Origin of the sequence: Rhizobium sp. WCS2018Hpa-16 (assembly GCF_031843705.1) — a bacterium.
GTDB lineage: Bacteria > Pseudomonadota > Alphaproteobacteria > Rhizobiales > Rhizobiaceae > Agrobacterium > Agrobacterium tumefaciens_C.
On the sequence record NZ_JAVTIX010000006.1, the window covers coordinates 228,276 to 244,954 of the forward strand.

General features: G+C 57.8%; 15 protein-coding genes. 2 read left to right on the plus strand and 13 right to left on the minus strand.

Annotated elements, in window-relative coordinates; all coding sequences use genetic code 11:
- Positions 1-74: 74 nt before the first annotated feature.
- Together RQI55_RS18000 and RQI55_RS18005 are read left to right on the plus strand one after the other, a co-directional pair.
- The gene (locus tag RQI55_RS18000) at positions 75-893 is read left to right on the plus strand and encodes a DUF1206 domain-containing protein (protein ID WP_311273082.1); all 819 of its coding nucleotides are present in this window, start codon (positions 75-77) and stop codon (positions 891-893) included.
- Between the two features lie 292 nt (positions 894-1,185).
- Complete coding sequence (locus RQI55_RS18005; RefSeq protein ID WP_192066005.1) at positions 1,186-1,446, plus strand: hypothetical protein; 261 nt, start codon at positions 1,186-1,188, stop codon at positions 1,444-1,446.
- Here the strand turns inward: RQI55_RS18005 and RQI55_RS18010 are convergent.
- From RQI55_RS18010 to RQI55_RS18070, 13 genes are all read right to left on the minus strand, one after another.
- Positions 1,443-2,222, minus strand: a complete 780-nt coding sequence (locus RQI55_RS18010) for an ATP-binding cassette domain-containing protein (protein WP_311273083.1) — start codon at positions 2,220-2,222, stop codon at positions 1,443-1,445. The two genes, RQI55_RS18005 and RQI55_RS18010, sit on opposite strands and share 4 nt — an antisense overlap.
- A complete protein-coding gene (locus tag RQI55_RS18015; RefSeq protein WP_311273084.1) occupies positions 2,219-3,160 on the minus strand; it encodes an iron chelate uptake ABC transporter family permease subunit in 942 nt (313 codons plus the stop codon). The genes RQI55_RS18010 and RQI55_RS18015 overlap by 4 nt, the downstream gene beginning before the upstream one ends.
- A complete protein-coding gene (locus tag RQI55_RS18020) occupies positions 3,153-4,130 on the minus strand; it encodes an ABC transporter permease (RefSeq protein ID WP_052496765.1) in 978 nt (325 codons plus the stop codon). Before RQI55_RS18020 ends, RQI55_RS18015 begins: the two co-directional genes overlap by 8 nt.
- Positions 4,127-5,029, minus strand: a complete 903-nt coding sequence (locus RQI55_RS18025; protein WP_042616777.1) for a siderophore ABC transporter substrate-binding protein — start codon at positions 5,027-5,029, stop codon at positions 4,127-4,129. The genes RQI55_RS18020 and RQI55_RS18025 overlap by 4 nt, the downstream gene beginning before the upstream one ends.
- On the minus strand, positions 5,026-5,337 hold the full coding sequence (locus tag RQI55_RS18030) for a DUF2218 domain-containing protein (protein ID WP_052496764.1): 312 nt from the start codon (positions 5,335-5,337) through the stop codon (positions 5,026-5,028). Before RQI55_RS18030 ends, RQI55_RS18025 begins: the two co-directional genes overlap by 4 nt.
- A gap of 60 nt (positions 5,338-5,397) precedes the next feature.
- Complete coding sequence (locus RQI55_RS18035; protein WP_311273085.1) at positions 5,398-7,677, minus strand: TonB-dependent receptor domain-containing protein; 2,280 nt, start codon at positions 7,675-7,677, stop codon at positions 5,398-5,400.
- Positions 7,678-7,794: 117 nt separating this feature from the next.
- Positions 7,795-8,775: a FecR family protein gene (locus RQI55_RS18040; protein WP_192065992.1), complete on the minus strand. Its 981-nt coding sequence runs from the start codon at positions 8,773-8,775 to the stop codon at positions 7,795-7,797.
- Between the two features lie 98 nt (positions 8,776-8,873).
- The gene (locus RQI55_RS18045) at positions 8,874-9,413 is read right to left on the minus strand and encodes an RNA polymerase sigma factor (protein WP_236727908.1); all 540 of its coding nucleotides are present in this window, start codon (positions 9,411-9,413) and stop codon (positions 8,874-8,876) included.
- Between the two features lie 113 nt (positions 9,414-9,526).
- A complete protein-coding gene (locus RQI55_RS18050; protein ID WP_311273086.1) occupies positions 9,527-10,393 on the minus strand; it encodes a sugar phosphate isomerase/epimerase family protein in 867 nt (288 codons plus the stop codon).
- Positions 10,390-11,700: a DUF6005 family protein gene (locus RQI55_RS18055; protein WP_192065988.1), complete on the minus strand. Its 1,311-nt coding sequence runs from the start codon at positions 11,698-11,700 to the stop codon at positions 10,390-10,392. The genes RQI55_RS18050 and RQI55_RS18055 overlap by 4 nt, the downstream gene beginning before the upstream one ends.
- A complete protein-coding gene (locus RQI55_RS18060) occupies positions 11,697-12,971 on the minus strand; it encodes an AMP-binding protein (protein WP_311273087.1) in 1,275 nt (424 codons plus the stop codon). Before RQI55_RS18060 ends, RQI55_RS18055 begins: the two co-directional genes overlap by 4 nt.
- On the minus strand, positions 12,968-14,695 hold the full coding sequence (locus RQI55_RS18065) for an IucA/IucC family protein (protein ID WP_311273088.1): 1,728 nt from the start codon (positions 14,693-14,695) through the stop codon (positions 12,968-12,970). Before RQI55_RS18065 ends, RQI55_RS18060 begins: the two co-directional genes overlap by 4 nt.
- Positions 14,679-16,610: an IucA/IucC family protein gene (locus tag RQI55_RS18070; RefSeq protein WP_311273089.1), complete on the minus strand. Its 1,932-nt coding sequence runs from the start codon at positions 16,608-16,610 to the stop codon at positions 14,679-14,681. The genes RQI55_RS18065 and RQI55_RS18070 overlap by 17 nt, the downstream gene beginning before the upstream one ends.
- Between the last annotated feature and the right edge of the window lie 69 nt (positions 16,611-16,679).

Sequence of the window (16,679 nt, forward strand, 5' to 3'; positions counted from 1 at the left end):
ATTTCGCCTGCCTGCACAACCTTTCTGCGTCTCTGGCGTTAGCACCTTGAGATTGAAGCCAAGGGAGACAGCCAGTGCCACAGGAACTTCGTTTTGAGATGCTTGCAAAGCTTGGTTATGCTGCGCGCGGCATCGTGTTCCTGCTCGTGGCTGGTTTGGCGCTATTTTCCAGCGTGGTCGGTGGCCAGCCGGACAGTAAATCTGCGATTTCGTCGTTGCTGGATCAACCCTTCGGCAAGATCTGGGTCGGACTGATTGGAATTGGGCTTTTCTGCTTCGTTGCGTGGCGCTTTGCCCAAGCACTCGCGGATAGTGACGGCCATGGAACGGATGGCAAAGCTTTGTTGATTAGAGCCAGTCTGCTCGGAAGTGCCGTGACCTACATCGGTCTTGGAGCCTATGCACTCAGCCAGGCTTTGTTTGGAGGCGCAAGTGAGGGCGGGGGAGAACGCGGGATGGCGGCATGGATCATGTCCCAGCCATTTGGTTCCTATCTCGCCATCGCTGTCGGGTTAGGCTTCATCGCCGGTGGCGCAGTTACGCTTCTTAAGGGCGTGATGCGCAAATTTGAGAAATACATCACGATCCCGGCCCATGTCAGCTGGCTGACTTATGTCTGCATTTACGGCCTTGCCGCGCGAGGTGTCGTCTTTGCAGTCGTCGGCTTTTTGTTTGCCTATGCGGGCTTTAAGGTGAACCCGGACCAGGCGGGGGGAATGGGCGACGCGATGGAGTGGCTGCGCCAACTGCCCGGCGGCGCTATCATTTTCGTTGTGATCGCTGTTGGCCTGGCTGCATTTGGCACATACAATCTTGTTGCCGCCCGTTACAGAACCGTGCGCGGCCCAAGTCTGGCCGGAATGAAGCGAAGCGTTCAAAAGCAGTTCAGCTAAGAACCTCAGCAAAGGTGCCGGTGAATGGATCGGCGTTGAGTAAACTGTCGCAATGGATGGTTCCCGCATGTCTGTGTCGGGTCATTATTTGCGATTGAATGCAGACAATCTACGCTGATGTAGCTGCGGCGCTTGAGGGCGTGCTGGACGTCGTGCCCAGCGACCTAAGCATCGTCGAATGCGCCGTCGTCTCTTACAAAGTCCTGACCCATTCGCTAATATCACCCTTGATAAAACAGGGGCGCCTTGGCATTGCATGCCCAGACCAGGCACATTTTGACCGGAGAGTTCGATGGAAAAGAAACAGAAACTGGAACATTCCGAATTTTCGGGAGAGTTCGAGGATGACGGCGTGACGGTGCTGGTCGATATTTTTCGCCCTGCCGGCACCAACAATGACTGGACGCTGGAGGTCGTCAGTGAAGAAGATGACGTGACAACATGGGAAGAACCCTTCGCCACCGACAAGGATGCCTGGGAAGAATTTCTGGCAACCTGCGAAAAGGACGGCATTCGCAGCTTCCTTACGGATGACGATGTCGTCGTCCACTAACTAACGTTGTAAGACTTCGCCATGAACGGCATGGCGATACGCTGCTGGCCAACCTGCGCAACGGGAATGGCGAAGCCGTAGATCGTTTCCAACGTTTCCGATGTCATCAGCGCCTGTGGCGCGCCATCGGCAACGATCTCACCGGCGCGCATCGCGATCATTCGGTCGGCAAATCCGCTGGCATAGTTGATGTCATGCAGAACGATGATGATGGTCTTGCGGTCCTGATCGGCAATTTTGCGCAGGGATTGCATCAGTTCACGGGCAAAATACATGTCGAGATTGTTCAGGGGTTCGTCCAGCAGCAGATAATCCGTGTCCTGACAGAAGGCCATCGCCACAAGTGCCCGCTGGCGTTGCCCGCCGGAGAGCGTTTCCAGAAACCGGCCGGATAGATCAGACAGGTCAAAAACCTGAAGCGCTTCTTCGATCATCTCACGGTCTTCTCGCGTCTGATGACCGCGATTGTGCGGAAACCGTCCGAAACCAACCAGTTCTTTCACCGTCAACCGGCTTGCGACCTGGTTGTCCTGCCGCAGAATGGCAAGTTTTTTCGCAAGCTCCCTAGATGGTGTGGAAGCGATCGGCAGGTCATCAATGCTGATCGACCCCTCCTGCAAGGGCTGGAGACGGGCAATCAGCCCGAGCAGCGACGATTTTCCCGCGCCATTCGGCCCAATCAGCGCGGTAATGCCGCCCTTGGGAATGGTCAGGGAAACATCCTTCAAAATCCGGGCTGCGCCGTATTGCAGCGAGACATGGTCGATGCGGATCATCTGCGGCTCCCGCGCCAGAGGAGGATGAGAAAGACGATGCCACCGGTAAATTCGATGACAACGCCAAGGGTCGAACTGTTGCCCAGACCATGCTGAAACAGCGTCTGGCCGCCGGTCAGCACGATAATGGAAACGAGGGCAGCAGCCGGGATCAGCACCGCATGCCGGCGGGACTGGACGATCCGTTCCGCAAGTGCGACGAAAAGGAGACCGAGAAAGGCAACGGGCCCAACCAGCGCGGTGGAAACGGCAACCAGCAGTGAAACCATCATAAGGCAGAGAATCTGGGTCTTTTGCCACTCGATACCAAGACCGATCGCGGCATCTCGGCCAAGTGCGACGATGTCGAGACTATGCCGTGCCCGCCAGGTCCAAATCAGCGCGCCTGCGGTGATCAGCGATGCGACGGCCAGAAGCTCGGTGTTCACATCGTTGAAGTTGGCAAAGCTTCCGCCCTGCACGACGGCGAAATCATTGGGGTCTATCAGGCGCGACAGCAGCGAATGCAGGCTGCGAAACAGCACACCGACGACGATACCGGAAAGCAGCATTAGCCCCATATCGAACCGCGCCCGCAACACCGGCAGCACAAGACCGCAGGTCAGGCCCATCAGCAGAATGATTTCACCGACGAATTTCAGCCGCGCATCCATCGCCGTATAGGCAAGCCCCCCGAACAGGAAGACGAGCAGGATCTGCCCGAACACGTAAAGCGCATCGATGCCCATGATGGAGGGTGTGAGAATGCGGTTGGCGGTCACCGTCTGGAAAACGACAGTGGAAATGGCAATGGCGACGCCTACCTCGATCAGCGCCGCAAGCTTGACGGCGCGCAGGCCGAGAACGAAACCGAGGTTTCCACGCAGGCCGATCGTCATGAAACAGACGATGCTGACAAGCGCCGCGAGGCATAAAAGGATCATCGGACCTTTACGCATCGCTGGGCCGCCGAAAAAGCAGGAGCAGCAACAGAAGCGCGCCGACAACGCCCATGACGGTGCCCACAGGGATTTCATAGGGGAACCGAATGACCCGGCCCAAAATATCGCAGCTGAGGGTCAGAATGGCCCCTAATAGTGCCGTGACTGGCAGTGTTGCGCGCATATTGTCGCCCATCAGCCGGGAAACAAGGTTGGGAACGACAAGGCCGACGAATGGGATAATGCCGATGACGACAACGGTCACCGCTGAAATAATGGAGATGATCACAAGGCCGATTTGCAGCATGCGCGGGTAATCTATGCCAAGACCGATGCTGGTTTCCCGGCCAAGCGCCATGATGGTCAGCCGGTCAGCAAAGGCCCAGGCGGCAGCCACCAGAAGCGCACCCAGCCACAGCATTTCATAGCGACCACGGAGCACTCCGGAAAAATCGCCATTGCTCCAGACCGATAGATATTGAAGGAGGTCGGCCTGCCAGGCGATGAAAGTTGCAGCAGCGCCGATCACGCCGCCATAGACAAGCCCGAACAGCGGCACGAGGTATGGTTGGGTCGGCGGCAGACGGTGCGCGGTCATGAGAAACAGGCCCGTCCCGGCAAGGGCGGCAGCGCTTGCGACCAGCGTCTTGAAACCCAATGTCGCTGCTGGCCAAAGAAATGTGACGAGGAGAATGCCAAGTTCGGCAGATTGGGCGGTGCCGGCCGTTGCCGGTTCGACAAAGCGGTTGCGGGCAATGGCCTGCATGATGAGGCCCGCAATTGCCAGAGCGGCACCGGCCAGAACTGCTGCCAGCGTGCGCGGCAGGCGGCTGATCGCGAGCAATTCTCCCTGCCCGGACGCGGTCCATAGGGTCGATAGTGAGACATCGCCCGCGCCAATCAGAAGGCTGACGAAACACAGAAAGGCGAGCACGAAGCCCGCCAGTCCAAGCAGCCATTTCCGGTTTGGGTTGTCAAATGCCATCATTGTGCGGCGGAAAAGGCCTCTCTGATGGTGGCAAGCACCCGCTGCGTGGCCTGAATGCCACCGGCGGCGATGTAGAAATCGGCTGATGGAAGGTAAACGACCTGACCTTTGCGCCACGCCGTCGTTGCGGCAACCAGTCCATTATCCAGCGTGGCACGCGCACCCTGTTCGCCCGATCCGATTGCCGCTGCCCGATCCACCACGAAAAGCCAGTCAGGGTTTGCCTTGTGAATAAATTCGAAGGAAACCGCCTCACCATGGGTGGCTGCTTCCATGGCATTGACGGCAGGGGGAAGGGACAGCGTGGCATGAACCCAGCCAAAGCGCGAACCGGCACCATAAGCGGTCACTTTCGGGCCGTTGGTCATGATGATCAGGGCGTTGCCTTTACCGGCAACGGCTGCCCGCGTGACCTGGATCTCGCCATCCAGCTCCGTCGCTATGGCCTTTGCTTCAGCCTCCTTGCCGAATATTTTGCCGTAATCGGCAAGGCGAAGCTTTGCCTGGTCCACCAGATCATCACCTTCCATCGTCATGTCGATGCTTGTGGCAACGCGGGAGGTGGAGGCCAGTTTGGGTGAGGAACGGCCACCCAGCACGATCAGATCGGGCGCGAGCGAACTCAATGCTTCCAGATCAGGCTCGAAAATATCCCCAACGGGTTCAGCATTTGCCTTGAGGTGTTCTAGTTGCGGAAGATAGAGGTTCTTCGGCACGCCTGCGGGTTTGATGCCGAGACGGTCGAGCGTGTCGAGTGCGGCGAGATCGAAGACTGCCACGCGTTGCGGCTGATCAGGAATGTCGACCGGTCCACGCGCAGTGTTGATCTCGGCTGCTACCGCAGCGCCTGCGAACAGGCCGACGACGAGGAAAAGCTGCCAGAACCGCATCGCTCTCATGCCTCGGCTGCGCCTTCTTGCGCGGACGGCGACCATTGCAGAGGCTGGAGTTCCTCGCGAAAGGCAAACCGCAACAGATGACTTTCGATGACGTGTTGCGTTTCCTTGACCTGCTCTTCATCCGCAGCCGTGACGCGGATCGTCAGCATATCGCCATCAGCATTCATGGTCGCGGTGCCACAGGTGAAGCGGCACTCGCCGTGGTTATCCGCGTGGGAGATATCGACCTTATGGGCAAAATGCTTGCACAATTGTGCGATGTATTTGCCCGCATGCTCGGTTTGCAGTTTCGCCAGGGTTTCCATCATCGCATTCTCCTTCTGTGTGCCACCGGATAACCCACCGGTGGCACTTGAGTCTCCATGGGGTCAGAACGTTGCCTTGGCTGTGATCAGGAAGCTGCGGCCCGGTTCATAAAGAGGCGTAACATTGCCAAATTCCTGCCCATAGGTTGCACGATCAGAATAGCTCTCATCCAGAACGTTCTTCACTTCCGCACGGAAGGTGAAGTTCTGCAACTGCTCCGGCTTCCATTCCGTGAAGAGATTAACGACCTCATAGGACTTATAGACCTCGTATTGCGGTGCGATTTCGATATCGCCGCCAACCGTCAGGTTCCACTGGTCGAATGTGTGAGCGGCGGTGAGGGTGATGATATCGCCACCGGGTGTGGCCAGATAATTGCCGCTATCGGAATCGGCTGGCGAACCGTTCACCTCGACATCGATATGAGCATATTTCACCTTCACGTAAGAACTGGTCCATTCATAACCGGCACCGATTTCAAAGCCGGTGGAGGTCAGATTGCGACTGCGCAACGTTGGCAATGCTCCAGGGAAGGGCGCTGGATTGCTGAAGTTGTAGTTATAAAGGGGTACGCGCGCGTCGTCTATGTCGGTGCGGAACAGGTTTGCTTCTGCCGTGAAGCCATTATGTTCTGCTTCCAGCCCGACCAGGTAATTGTTGGCCGTGACGGGCTCGGGACCATCTGCGCCATAGTTCCAGCTAGGATTGATGATGAAGTTCTCTGCCAGCGGGATGCCAGCCCAGACATGGGAGAAGCCTGCTTTCGCGGTGAAGATCTCCGTCAGATCATATTCACCTGAGATGTTGAAGCTCAGTCCATTATTGTTGAAATCGCTATCGTTGACGCCAGTGAACCATTGCTGGTCGGCACGGCCGCCGAAGGAAATCCGCGTATTGTCCCAAGGCTCAAGTCTCGCCTGGGCATAGATGCCAATATTGCTGGCTCTTTCTCGACCAGCATCGGCTGGATCTTTCAGCGATGCCCGGTCATTGTAGAAGTCGAAACCAGCGACGACATTGCCGATATCGAAGGAGAACTTGTTTTCGAACTTTCCGTTGAACGTCGAGGTCTTGCCACTATCGTGTTGAAGATAGGTCGGGCCTCTGTAGATCGGTACAGTGACTTTGGTCGAGCCATAGGCCAACATGACTTTCGGGTCCCACCAGCCTTCGGGCGTTTCATCCGTGTATGTGAATACAGTGTTTTGCCGGTCGAGGCGGTAGTCACGAATCAACGGCTCGCCAGGGCGTCCTCCCGTAACAATGCCCGCATTGGCGCGGTAAGGGCGCGGTGCGTCATCGACAACGCGATCATGGCTGATCTCGAAGCGATCACCACTTTCGAACTCGTATCCAACCTTGCCCAGCCCGCTGATGAGGTTGGTCCTTGTACCATCAACGATATCGCCATTGCCGCCTTCGAAGTTGTTTCCATTGCCGTAAGTGACGTAGCCGAGATAATCGAAGCCGTCCTTCATGCCGTAGGCCGAAAGGCCGGTTACAACAGTTTCGCTGTTGAAATTGTAGGTCGAGGTGACGAAGCCGCCAAATGTCTTGCCGTCTGGCAGAAGGTCTTTCGCATCGCGCGTTTCGTAGTTGATCGCGCCTGCGAGTGCGCCGGGGCCAGCATCGGCGGGCGCGATGCCTGCATCCACATCCACAGCCTTGAGGATCGCCGGATCAATGATGTTTGTCGCGTTGTGGTGGAAGACCTTGTTGTTCTGGCGGGCGCCATCGATGCTGACGGCGAGGTTGGTTTCTTCGACGCCGTGGACATAGACTTTTTGCGACATGGGCAGCGAGCTGCCGACCTGAATACCGGCTTCCTCGCGGAACACGTCTGCCACGCTGGTCGGGTTGATCCGCTCCAGCTGCTGCTGTCCAATCACCGTCTCGCTCACACCACCCTGGCCAGTGGACTGACCCTGCACGACGATTGGCGCAAGAACGGTGCTACCATCGGAGGCGGCAACCGGTGCGCTGGCTGCGCGTCCAATGACGGCTGTTCCATTGGCAATGCTGTAGGAAATGCCGGTGCCGGCCAGAAGCTGTGCCAGCGCGGCCTGCTGCGACAAATTGCCAGAAACGGCGCGGGATGTCAGGCCCTGCGATGTGGCGGCGGCCAAGGACACCTGCAAACCGGACTGCCTGCCGAAAGCATTCAGCGCCGAAGCCAGTGGCTGGGCTGGAATATTGTAGTTCTGCTGTGCGCTCTGCGCATGTGCTGCTGGCATGTGCGCCAATGTGACCGTGGCGATGGCCACCGATGCCATCAGCCGCAGTGCCAGAACCTTACCCCGGCTCGATTGACCCGAACGTTCCCCGTTTACCTGAAGCGCCATGCCGCCCCGTCTCCTATACGCTTACTCAGCAAGCCCCCTGCTTGCACATGAGGTAGAGACGATCGTCGGGAGAGGATTTTTCACAGGCTTGCGAAAAAACTTATGAGAATTTTAATATTAGAAGAAGGACAGCACGCGCAGATACGGTGAAATGTGATGCACCCTGGCACCATAGGGGCTGACCAGCGCTTCCAGCGCGTGATCCGGATTGGAGAGATCGTAGAGACCGGTCACGCGGCGTTCGCCCAGTTCACCGCTTGCAACGGTGATCCATGAGGGGTGATAGCGCTGCAGTTCTGCAACCACTGTCGCAATGGAAACATCCTGCACGAACAGCTTGCCGTCCCGCCAGGCTGCAATGGCATCCACATCTGTGCTGGTGCGGGAAAGCGCGCCGCTGACGCGATCCAGCGACACGGAATCGCCCGGTTGCAATCTCATCGAACTGCCTGTCTGTCGCGCAGAAAGATCCACAATCCCATGGGCGAGCTGAATGCTGGCAAGATGTGGCGTGACGTTGACGTCGAAGGCCGTTCCGACAACGGTGATATCAAGCTCGCCGCCCGCATCCACGGTGAAAGGCCTGTTTGCATCAGGCTCAACATCGAAGAAAGCTTCACCGGCCAGCAGGCGAACCCGCCGCTTAGGGCCTGAGAAATCGACTGCGATTGCGCTTTCGGCGCTCATGTCCACCGTTGTGCCGTCGTCCAGAACGATGCGGCGTGTTTGTGCCGTCGTCGTGGTGTAATCGGCCTCGTAGTGCGTCAAGGCAGTTGGGCCAACCACGATTGCGAGCAGACAGGCCGCAAGGGCCGCAATGCCAATGCCGAGCGCTGGCCGTTTGCCAAAGCGGCGCGTTTTTGCGTTGCGTTTGTGTGTCGGAGCCTGCCAGGCAGGAAGGTTGACCGGGGTGGTCTCCCCCATGATTTCCCAGGTGCGACAGGCTTTCGCCCATGCCCGCTGGTGGGTGGGAGATCGCCCCATCCAGGCTGCGAAAGCCAGGTCATCACTGTTGGAGCGCGATGGTTCGCGCAGGCGCAGAAACCAGTCCATCGCTTCTTCCAGCAGTTCTTCATCTGTTTGGTTGTGCCGCGTCACGTCATACCCGCTTCGGATCCTGTAAAGCTCTTATCCGACTTTGCTGATCGAGTGTAGTACGATTGAGACGGGCGAATTTTTCGCAAGAATAGCGAAGTTCAGGAATTTTTTCTGTCAAGCGCGATGGCGATCTTCATCATGGCGGTTTTGACATGCCGGTGGGCTGTGGCAACCGATATGCCCAGATGCTCGGCCACGGCCTCCAGCGTGCAGCCGCCATGCCGGTGCATTTCCACCGCGATCTGGATATCCCTCGGCAATGAGGCCAGAACGTGCTGGGCAACGCGCACTTCATCACAGAACATCGTTGTCTGCTCCGGCGTTTCAGTGGCGCGCGGAACGATCCAGAAGGGTGGGTCAACATTTTGCGCCCGCTGCTCAATCTTGCGGCGCTTGACGATATCGAGAGAGAGATTGCGCACTATGCGGTAAAGATAGGCAAGCCCTTCACGCGCAGTCTGCGTTGGAGAATGGGCGCTGCCGAAGCGCAGATAGGCTTCCTGGACGATGTCCTCAGCCGCATCCCGAGAGCCCAGAATGCGTGCGGAATAGCTGATCAATGCCCCGCGATGCCCCATGAAAAGGGTATCGGCATCAATGCTGACATCCAGTTTCTGCTTCGCCTGTCCTTCTTGCACGCTGTCTTCCGATAGGTGATAGATCGACCAAAAGTTGCTCACGCGTCGTGAAGACGCTGCGGAGCAACTCTCTAACAGCAAAAACATGATCTAGAAAGTCATATTTGGAAACTTTACGGCCTTGCGCGTCGAATGGGCTGCGAAGCTCTCATGTCATGGGGGTTTTCGAAGCCGATTTCGCGGCGAAGGGCCTTGCAGTCGTCGCGGAGAACGCTTGAGGCATCATCGCCGAACCATTCAAGCGAAACGTCGGCATGCCCTACATCCCCCAGGGCAGGGATCAGCGCTGCATAGTCTATTGCGCCCTCGAACAAGGGTGTCATGCCGGTGCGATCACCCGCCGCCGAATAGACATTACCGGGTTTGAAAACTGCCAGGTGGCGGCGCTCGGTGATGTTCTTGAAATGATAATGCTGCACGAATTCACCGATCTCTCGGTGAAGCGCCACGGGATCATCCCCCGCCTCCCAAACATGCAGAACATCGAAATTGATTGCTACTGCCGGGTGGTTGATCTCCTCCAGCAGCCGAATGGTCGATACCGCACTGTCGGCCAGCGTATCGGGATGGGTTTCGATCAACAGGGTCACGCCATGCTGCTGAACGACGGCTGCAACGTCACGCAGGCGCGCGACGAGATGGCGGCGTTCCTCGAGTGATGTGCTCGCGCTCGCCTTTCCCCCGGCAAATGTCCGGATCTTGCCCGCTCTCCAGCGACGTGCGAGTTGGCAAAGCTCGACTGTCCTCTCACGCAGCACCTCGATATCGCCCTCAAGCGGCAGGTAATCGCTGATCATCGGAACAACGAGTCCATAATTGTGAAGCCAGTCGGCATTCTTATCGGTCTGGGCTTTGAGATTGCGGGCATGGGCGCCCCATAGTTCGATGCCATCGAACCCGCTTTGTTGGGCAAACCGTGCAATTTCCCCAAGCGAGATCAGCTGGTGGCGGAAGGTGATCGTGCATAGGGAAATGTTCAACCGGCCAGCCTCCGCTGAGCACTCGCAGACGGCACACAATTTTCCGCGCGCCATTGCGAGGAGACCTCGCCAAGTCTGGTCTTCAGCTTTGTCTCAAGGCGGTCAGCCTCATCCAGTTGCGCATGGACGGCTGCCGCCTGCGCCGGGTCTTGTGTCTGGGAAAGCTTCATGCAGGCATAGTGAAGGGTCTTGAGCGCCTGAACGAGCGCTTCGATCTCTTCGCACCACGTCTCGAATTCTGCAGAAGGCAGCTTCAAAGCGCGCCAGAAGAAGGCAAAGCCGTGCTCATAGGCGTATTTCCGAATGGTGAGGACGGGCAGTTCACGAACAGCAAGCTCAAGATCAGACAGGGTTAGCCCACTTTCACCATTGAGATGGGCGGCAATGATGGTCCGGACAGTGTCCACAATGGGGTTTCGCTCAACAATCAGGCAGCTTTCAAAATAGGCCCTGAGATCATCAGCGTCAGGCGCCCGCGCCTGCGCAATATCAAACACATAACCGCCGGCGACCGTGGGCTGCATAATGGCGTGGATCACCTTGTCGCGTTCCATCACCCCTTCCCAGCGATAATCGGGATCATGGACGAACCATGTTGCGTCATCCCCGGTTTCCTGCAGCATCAGATAATGCGGAAACGGGTTCTGGTTGAACTTGTTTTCGCGCTCCGGCATGTGGAACATGTCCAGCATCACCATGACGCAATCGGTGTCCTTGCGTGTGCGAACCAACTCAGTCATCACAGCCAGATTGTCTGCCTTGCTCAAGGCAGGATCGTACCATTCGCGCATCTTGACGCCGTAGAGCCGTTCAAACCATGAGCGGAAGAACTCCTGGCTTATGTCGCTGGCGTGATAGCGCAGCTGGTAACGGTCACTCACGGCGAATTTTGTGTCCCAGATGCCGCAATAGAAGGCACGGTGATCGAGACCGCGCTTCTTCAGCCCGTCGCAGACGCAGCTGACGAAGCAGTGCACTTTGATGTCGTAATAGGCTTCGCCGTGAACGCCCTCATCGGTGTCGCCGCCGGTCAGCGGAAAGCTCGGCACAGGCAGAGACGAGGTCTCCGGCAGATAGAGTCGCACTAGATCATCGACAGTCTGGATGTCCTCACCCGAGATCGCCTTTTCCGGCATGGCAAGGCCAAATTCCAGTTCAAGGTTGAGGAAGACCTGAAGCACCAGAACCGAATCCAGGTAAAGATCTTCATTCAGGCGGGCATCTGGCCCGAACCCATCCATGTGCGGATGCGACATATGGTCGGTAAGAACGGTTTTTACGGCGGAATAGATATCGTCACGGGTCATGATTCCACTCCGGGCTGGGCGGGAAGAAATGCACCGGCGGCATGGCGCGCGGCAACATCACGGCGGCTGATCTTGCCATTGGCCTGACGGGGAATATCCGCCACCTGGATCATTTCCGATGGCAACTGATGGCTGGCCAGCTGTTGGCTCAGCCATTCCCGCAACGTGGCGGTCGAAACCGCGGTTTCGGCGCTGTAGAGAAGGGCCACGCGCTCTCCGGCAAACCGATCGCTTTTGCGGAAGGCGACGGCGTCCGATATTCCGGGCATGGCGGTTGCCGCATCTTCAACGTCTTTGGGATAGACGTTGAGGCCAGCGACATTGATCATGTCGTCCATGCGCGACACGAACACCAGCATGCCATCGGCTCTGATATAGCCAAGGTCGCGGGTGTGGATCGGCTGCCCATCGGCCTTGTCGATGACGATCTCCGATGCGGCGTCGAGCTCTGCGCCTGCTTTGGCCGTCACATGCGGCAGAACATAGCCCATGTCCTGGGCTGCGGTCAGATCCGGGTTAATGGCAACGCAGCCTGCTTCCGAGCAGCCATATTGCTGGAACAGATTATCGCATTTTTCGCGAATGCGAACGAACCAGGGCTCTGGCAAAAGCGTGCCTGAGGTCATGGCTGCATGCATTTTTTCTCCCACCGGAAGAAGCTGCGCCAGCATGTGGAGGACTGCGGGCGATGAATAGAGCAGGGGCCGCTCCGTTTCGCGCATGACTTTGAGGATATATTTCGGATTTGAGGTTTCGACCACAATGGGGGCGATGCCGCGATGCAGGGCAACCAGAATGCCGCAGATCAGCCCGTAGGAATGGGTTGTCGGGCAGGCGACGATGGGCGTCATGGTGGCGGAGGCGGTGAAGGTCTCCACATAGCTGGCAATTTCGGCGTCGATACTCTTCCAGGTCCGCGCAATCAGTTTCGGTGCGCCAGTCGTGCCAGAACTCATTTGCAGCAACTCGCCGCCTTCGCTGGCTGGAATGCTATCTGGAAGGATTTCACCGGCAAAGCTGTTGTAAAACAGCTTTTCGCAACCCGCCTGCAAGGCGAGTCTCTTTGCCGCCTCAAGGGGCGTGCCGGGGTGAATTGGCAGGACGCTGGCACCGGCATCCCGGATGGCAAAAAACAGGGAGAGCCATTCAGCCGTATCGGCAAAGCACACGGCGTAACGCACGGAGCCTGAGAGGCCCGCCAAGGCGGCAAGCTCTGCGGATCGCCTGTCGAAATGCGCCTTGTCATAAAACTGGTCGCCAATGGTCATCATGGCATCGTCCTCCGTTCGGCTGAAGCTCTCACGAGGAAGTTCGGCACGGTGTGATGATATTCCGGCTCGCGAGCGAGCAATTTTCGGGTGAGAAGAGATTCGGTGCGGATGGTCGGATCGTCGTAAGCAAGCGCTGCCATCCGTTCACTCGCGCCATGTTGCGCGGCATAGGTTGCAAGCAGGCTCTGCACCCGCTGCCAGAAGCTTGCCTCGGGAAGCTGGTAGGCATGCTCGAAAAGATGGGCGATTTCTGCCAGATTATAGACAAACAGCGTATCGACCACCAGTTCGCGCAAAGAATCCATATTATCCGTCCAGTAATACTGATCCGGCTCGGCGTTTCGATAACGCGCATCCAGCGCCATGAAATCCGGAGCCTTTGCCAGCTCGCGCAGGAAGGAGGGGCAGAACTCGACGCTTTCGTGGAAATCCCGCAGCATCAGCCGCACCGGCCAGCCGTTTTTGTGCACCAACAGCATGTTCTGGCCATGCGCTTCCACCGCCAGACCATGGTGGACGAGCAGGTGCCAGACCGGCAGAACGGAAATCTCCAGAAGACGGTTCAGCCACGGCATGAGGCCGAATTGCTCGATCCACGGTGCCACGAAGGGTTTCTGGTCCGCTTCCAGCATCATCAGGGCGTTGAAGGGAATAGCTTCTTCGCCGGGTTGCAGCTTGGCCTGCGCACTCTCGCGCCAGATGGCGCCGATGCGGCCTGAAAGATTGCCCTCATGCTCTGCCAGAATGCCTGCATATTCGCTCAGAATATCAAGAGGATATGCGTCACGAAACGCGGTGTCCTCATCCACCATCCCGCCGATCCAGCGTGACAAAACAGGCGCGGTGCAGACGGAATGCGGATCGAGAACGCGCAGGGACGATGTGTTGACGACTTCAAGCGGCAGCTTGATGCTCGCCGCCAGCGGTCGGTCGAGATTGTGCAGGCTTCGCAAGGATTGGCTGGCGATGTAACGGTCGCCGAAATGTCCGAGGCCATGGATTGTGCCCGAAGCGATCAGACCTGCACCTGCTCCATCCTTCAAGCGTTGCCACTGCCATGGATGCATTGGCACAAGCGCAAAGTCTTGCCAGCTGAGATCTTTGGCCTGGCGGGCGGCATTGATCTGCCCCCATGTGTCCGCGCCCAATTCGCGCTGCCAAAAATCCGCCTCATCAAGGTCAAGTTGCTGGCGAAGATCGCTACGCTCATGCAATACCCAGAAAAGCTGGAACGGCTCTGCCGTCTCAGGACCGAAACGCTCATTGTCTGCGGTGGTGAAACCAAAGCGTGCCTTGAAACAGGGATGGTAAGGGTGCCCCTCATGCATCGCCCCGTCCAGTTGCGCAAAGCCCATGTCGCGACGGTTGCGCGAGGGTATGTTGTCTTCATTCCATTGGCAGAGCGTTGCCGTGTGGTTGAGTTCACCCAGCAGTTTGCTGCGCGTCACATCATTGCCGGGCAGACCAGCGACGATGACGTCTAGGGAGGGTGGTGCCCAGTCATTGTCACCGATCTTCATTTTGACCGAGTGGGAAAGAATACGCGGGCGGCCAAAGGTGCCAAGCGATGCCTTGCAGCGATATTCTCGGCCCGCAACGGTAAAGACCAGAATGTCGTTCGGCTCGGAACGGAACGGCACCAGACCTTCAAACAGCGCTGCGGCCACCAATTGCCGCAGCACTCTGTCCTGCGGCGTGGCGGTGATTTCAAGAGGCAAGGGCATGGGGCCTCACAGTGTCGGTGATGATGCTTGCGCTTGCAAACAGCGGGTTCGGCATTTTCCGATAAAGCCCGTGATCCACAGTCGAACTCAGCTCGTCCATGTCCGCCAGTCGGGTCGCCAGATTGGCCTTGGTGCCGATATCACCATTATCGATGATGTGGCGGATGAAATCGCGACCAAGGCCACCCATGGAAAGAGCATGGCTCTCCAGCCGCTGGCGCAGCGTGCGCAGCAGTGCCGTTTCCTCAGCCAGCCCATCATGCGCCAAGCGGCTGATGACGGAAAACACCTGATTGACGATCAGGTAATAGGCAAAGCGATCACGAATATCCGTTTCCGGGAAATAGAGGGAGTTGATGGTTTCCGTTTCCGGCACGATGTCGGCAATCGCTGCCCGGTGCTTTTCGGAAAGGTAGAAACCCTGATTGTCCCGGTAATATCCCATACGCGGATAGCCGCTGCCGATGTCCAGAAGGCTGTTTTGTTGGTGGGCCTCCAGCGCGATGCCGTATCTCTCGTAGATATCGATGACCGGCAGGACGGCGCGGTCAACATAGGTCCTGAACCAGTTGAGAGCGGTGGATGCGATGCTGCCTGCCTCGGTTGCGTGAACGCGACGGATCAGCCGCTCCATGCGCGACAGGCGACCGGGAAGCGCCTCAGCCGTCAAGGCGGCGAGCGTGACAATGCCAGCGGCGCCCTCTCCACAGAACGGGTTTTCCCGGAAAATGGTCTCGAAACCGCTTTCTCTGCGGCCGGGAATATCGAGCGTGATGAAGGCAGGGTCCCGGATGATGCGGAATGAGGGCATGTTTGCTGAAAGGTCGAGACCATCGATCAGCCGTGCCATGGCAACGCCTGCATCCAGCTCATCGCGCCCGTTGATCCGCACCGAATTGGTGATGCGAACGGGCAGCGAGAATTTCAGCATCCACTCGGCTTCATCGCTCCAGACGGTGCGCACGGATGATGTGGCGGTGAAACTTGCACCGGCAGGCCCCAGCGCCCGCAGACTGCCATCGCGCATCAGGGTTTCAATATCAGGATCAAGCATCAATGCCTGCGCCTGCAAAGGATGCATCGGCAGAAGCATCTCATCATCGCCGATGGTCAAATCCCGTGCGCCTGGCCCCGCAAGTTCTGCAATGATCGCGTCGGCGGGCTGGCTGGTTGCGGAGGCTTGGGCGATCAGGTGGCGCTTGGCTGCGAAATAATGCAGCTGAAAATGACCGTTGAATTCCGGCGCATAGGTCTTCTGCTGCCAGAATGTCATGCCCTGCCGGCTTTTGGGCGTGGGATGCAGCCAGTGGCCATAGACAAGAGATTGCTCTGCGGCGATGAAATCATCGCGCTCATCCGCATTTTCCAGCGCATGCTCTATATTGGTGCTGATCTGCTGGTGGCTGTCCATCACGCGCAGCAGAAGCTCGGTTTCGCAGCGGTTGAGATTGCCGCGTCCCGCGACCGCCGGTTTGCGATAGGCCTCCCGCATCAGCGCCTGCACGGCGGATATGGGTGACCAGTCGTGCCAGGCGGTTTCTGATAGAGAGCGCTGCCATATGCGGCCAAAATGGTGGGGGCCGCACAGCGAGGCGGATGTCACCTCGGCCCTGATCACCATGCGCTCGCCGCTCAGAACCCATTCGACGCTGTCGATCTTGCGCGGGAACACGTCATGATGGACGGAGGCACCGGCGTCGATTTCGCGCATATAGCAATTGGCGAAGCTTTGAAATGTCGCTGCCTCCGCAGCTTTCCAGGTGGCAGGCATTATGCGTTCCGCCCGCGCCAACGATTGATCGGAAAGCGAGGTCGGAATGGTGCGGAAAAATGTCGATCTTGCATCATGCGGTTCCTCGTCCAACTGCTGGATGTGCCATGATGGAGAGACGACCGAACCGCGTGGTTTTTTCACGGAAGGGAAATTTTTCTCGCAACGAAAAAGGGGCCGCTTGTGAACGGCCCCTTTGATTTCAAGTTTCCA

Bases quoted from the DNA above. Each gene is read 5' to 3' on its own strand.
- RQI55_RS18060 (WP_311273087.1), bottom strand. From the start codon at position 12,971: ATGATGACCATTGGCGACCAGTTTTATGACAAGGCGCATTTCGACAGG.
- RQI55_RS18020 (WP_052496765.1), bottom strand. From the start codon at position 4,130: ATGATGGCATTTGACAACCCAAACCGGAAATGGCTGCTTGGACTGGCG.
- RQI55_RS18055 (WP_192065988.1), bottom strand. From the start codon at position 11,700: ATGACCCGTGACGATATCTATTCCGCCGTAAAAACCGTTCTTACCGAC.
- RQI55_RS18030 (WP_052496764.1), bottom strand. From the start codon at position 5,337: ATGATGGAAACCCTGGCGAAACTGCAAACCGAGCATGCGGGCAAATAC.
- RQI55_RS18035 (WP_311273085.1), bottom strand. From the start codon at position 7,677: ATGGCGCTTCAGGTAAACGGGGAACGTTCGGGTCAATCGAGCCGGGGT.
- RQI55_RS18010 (WP_311273083.1), bottom strand. From the start codon at position 2,222: ATGATCCGCATCGACCATGTCTCGCTGCAATACGGCGCAGCCCGGATT.
- RQI55_RS18015 (WP_311273084.1), bottom strand. From the start codon at position 3,160: ATGCGTAAAGGTCCGATGATCCTTTTATGCCTCGCGGCGCTTGTCAGC.
- RQI55_RS18065 (WP_311273088.1), bottom strand. From the start codon at position 14,695: ATGCCCTTGCCTCTTGAAATCACCGCCACGCCGCAGGACAGAGTGCTG.
- RQI55_RS18005 (WP_192066005.1), top strand. From the start codon at position 1,186: ATGGAAAAGAAACAGAAACTGGAACATTCCGAATTTTCGGGAGAGTTC.
- RQI55_RS18025 (WP_042616777.1), bottom strand. From the start codon at position 5,029: ATGAGAGCGATGCGGTTCTGGCAGCTTTTCCTCGTCGTCGGCCTGTTC.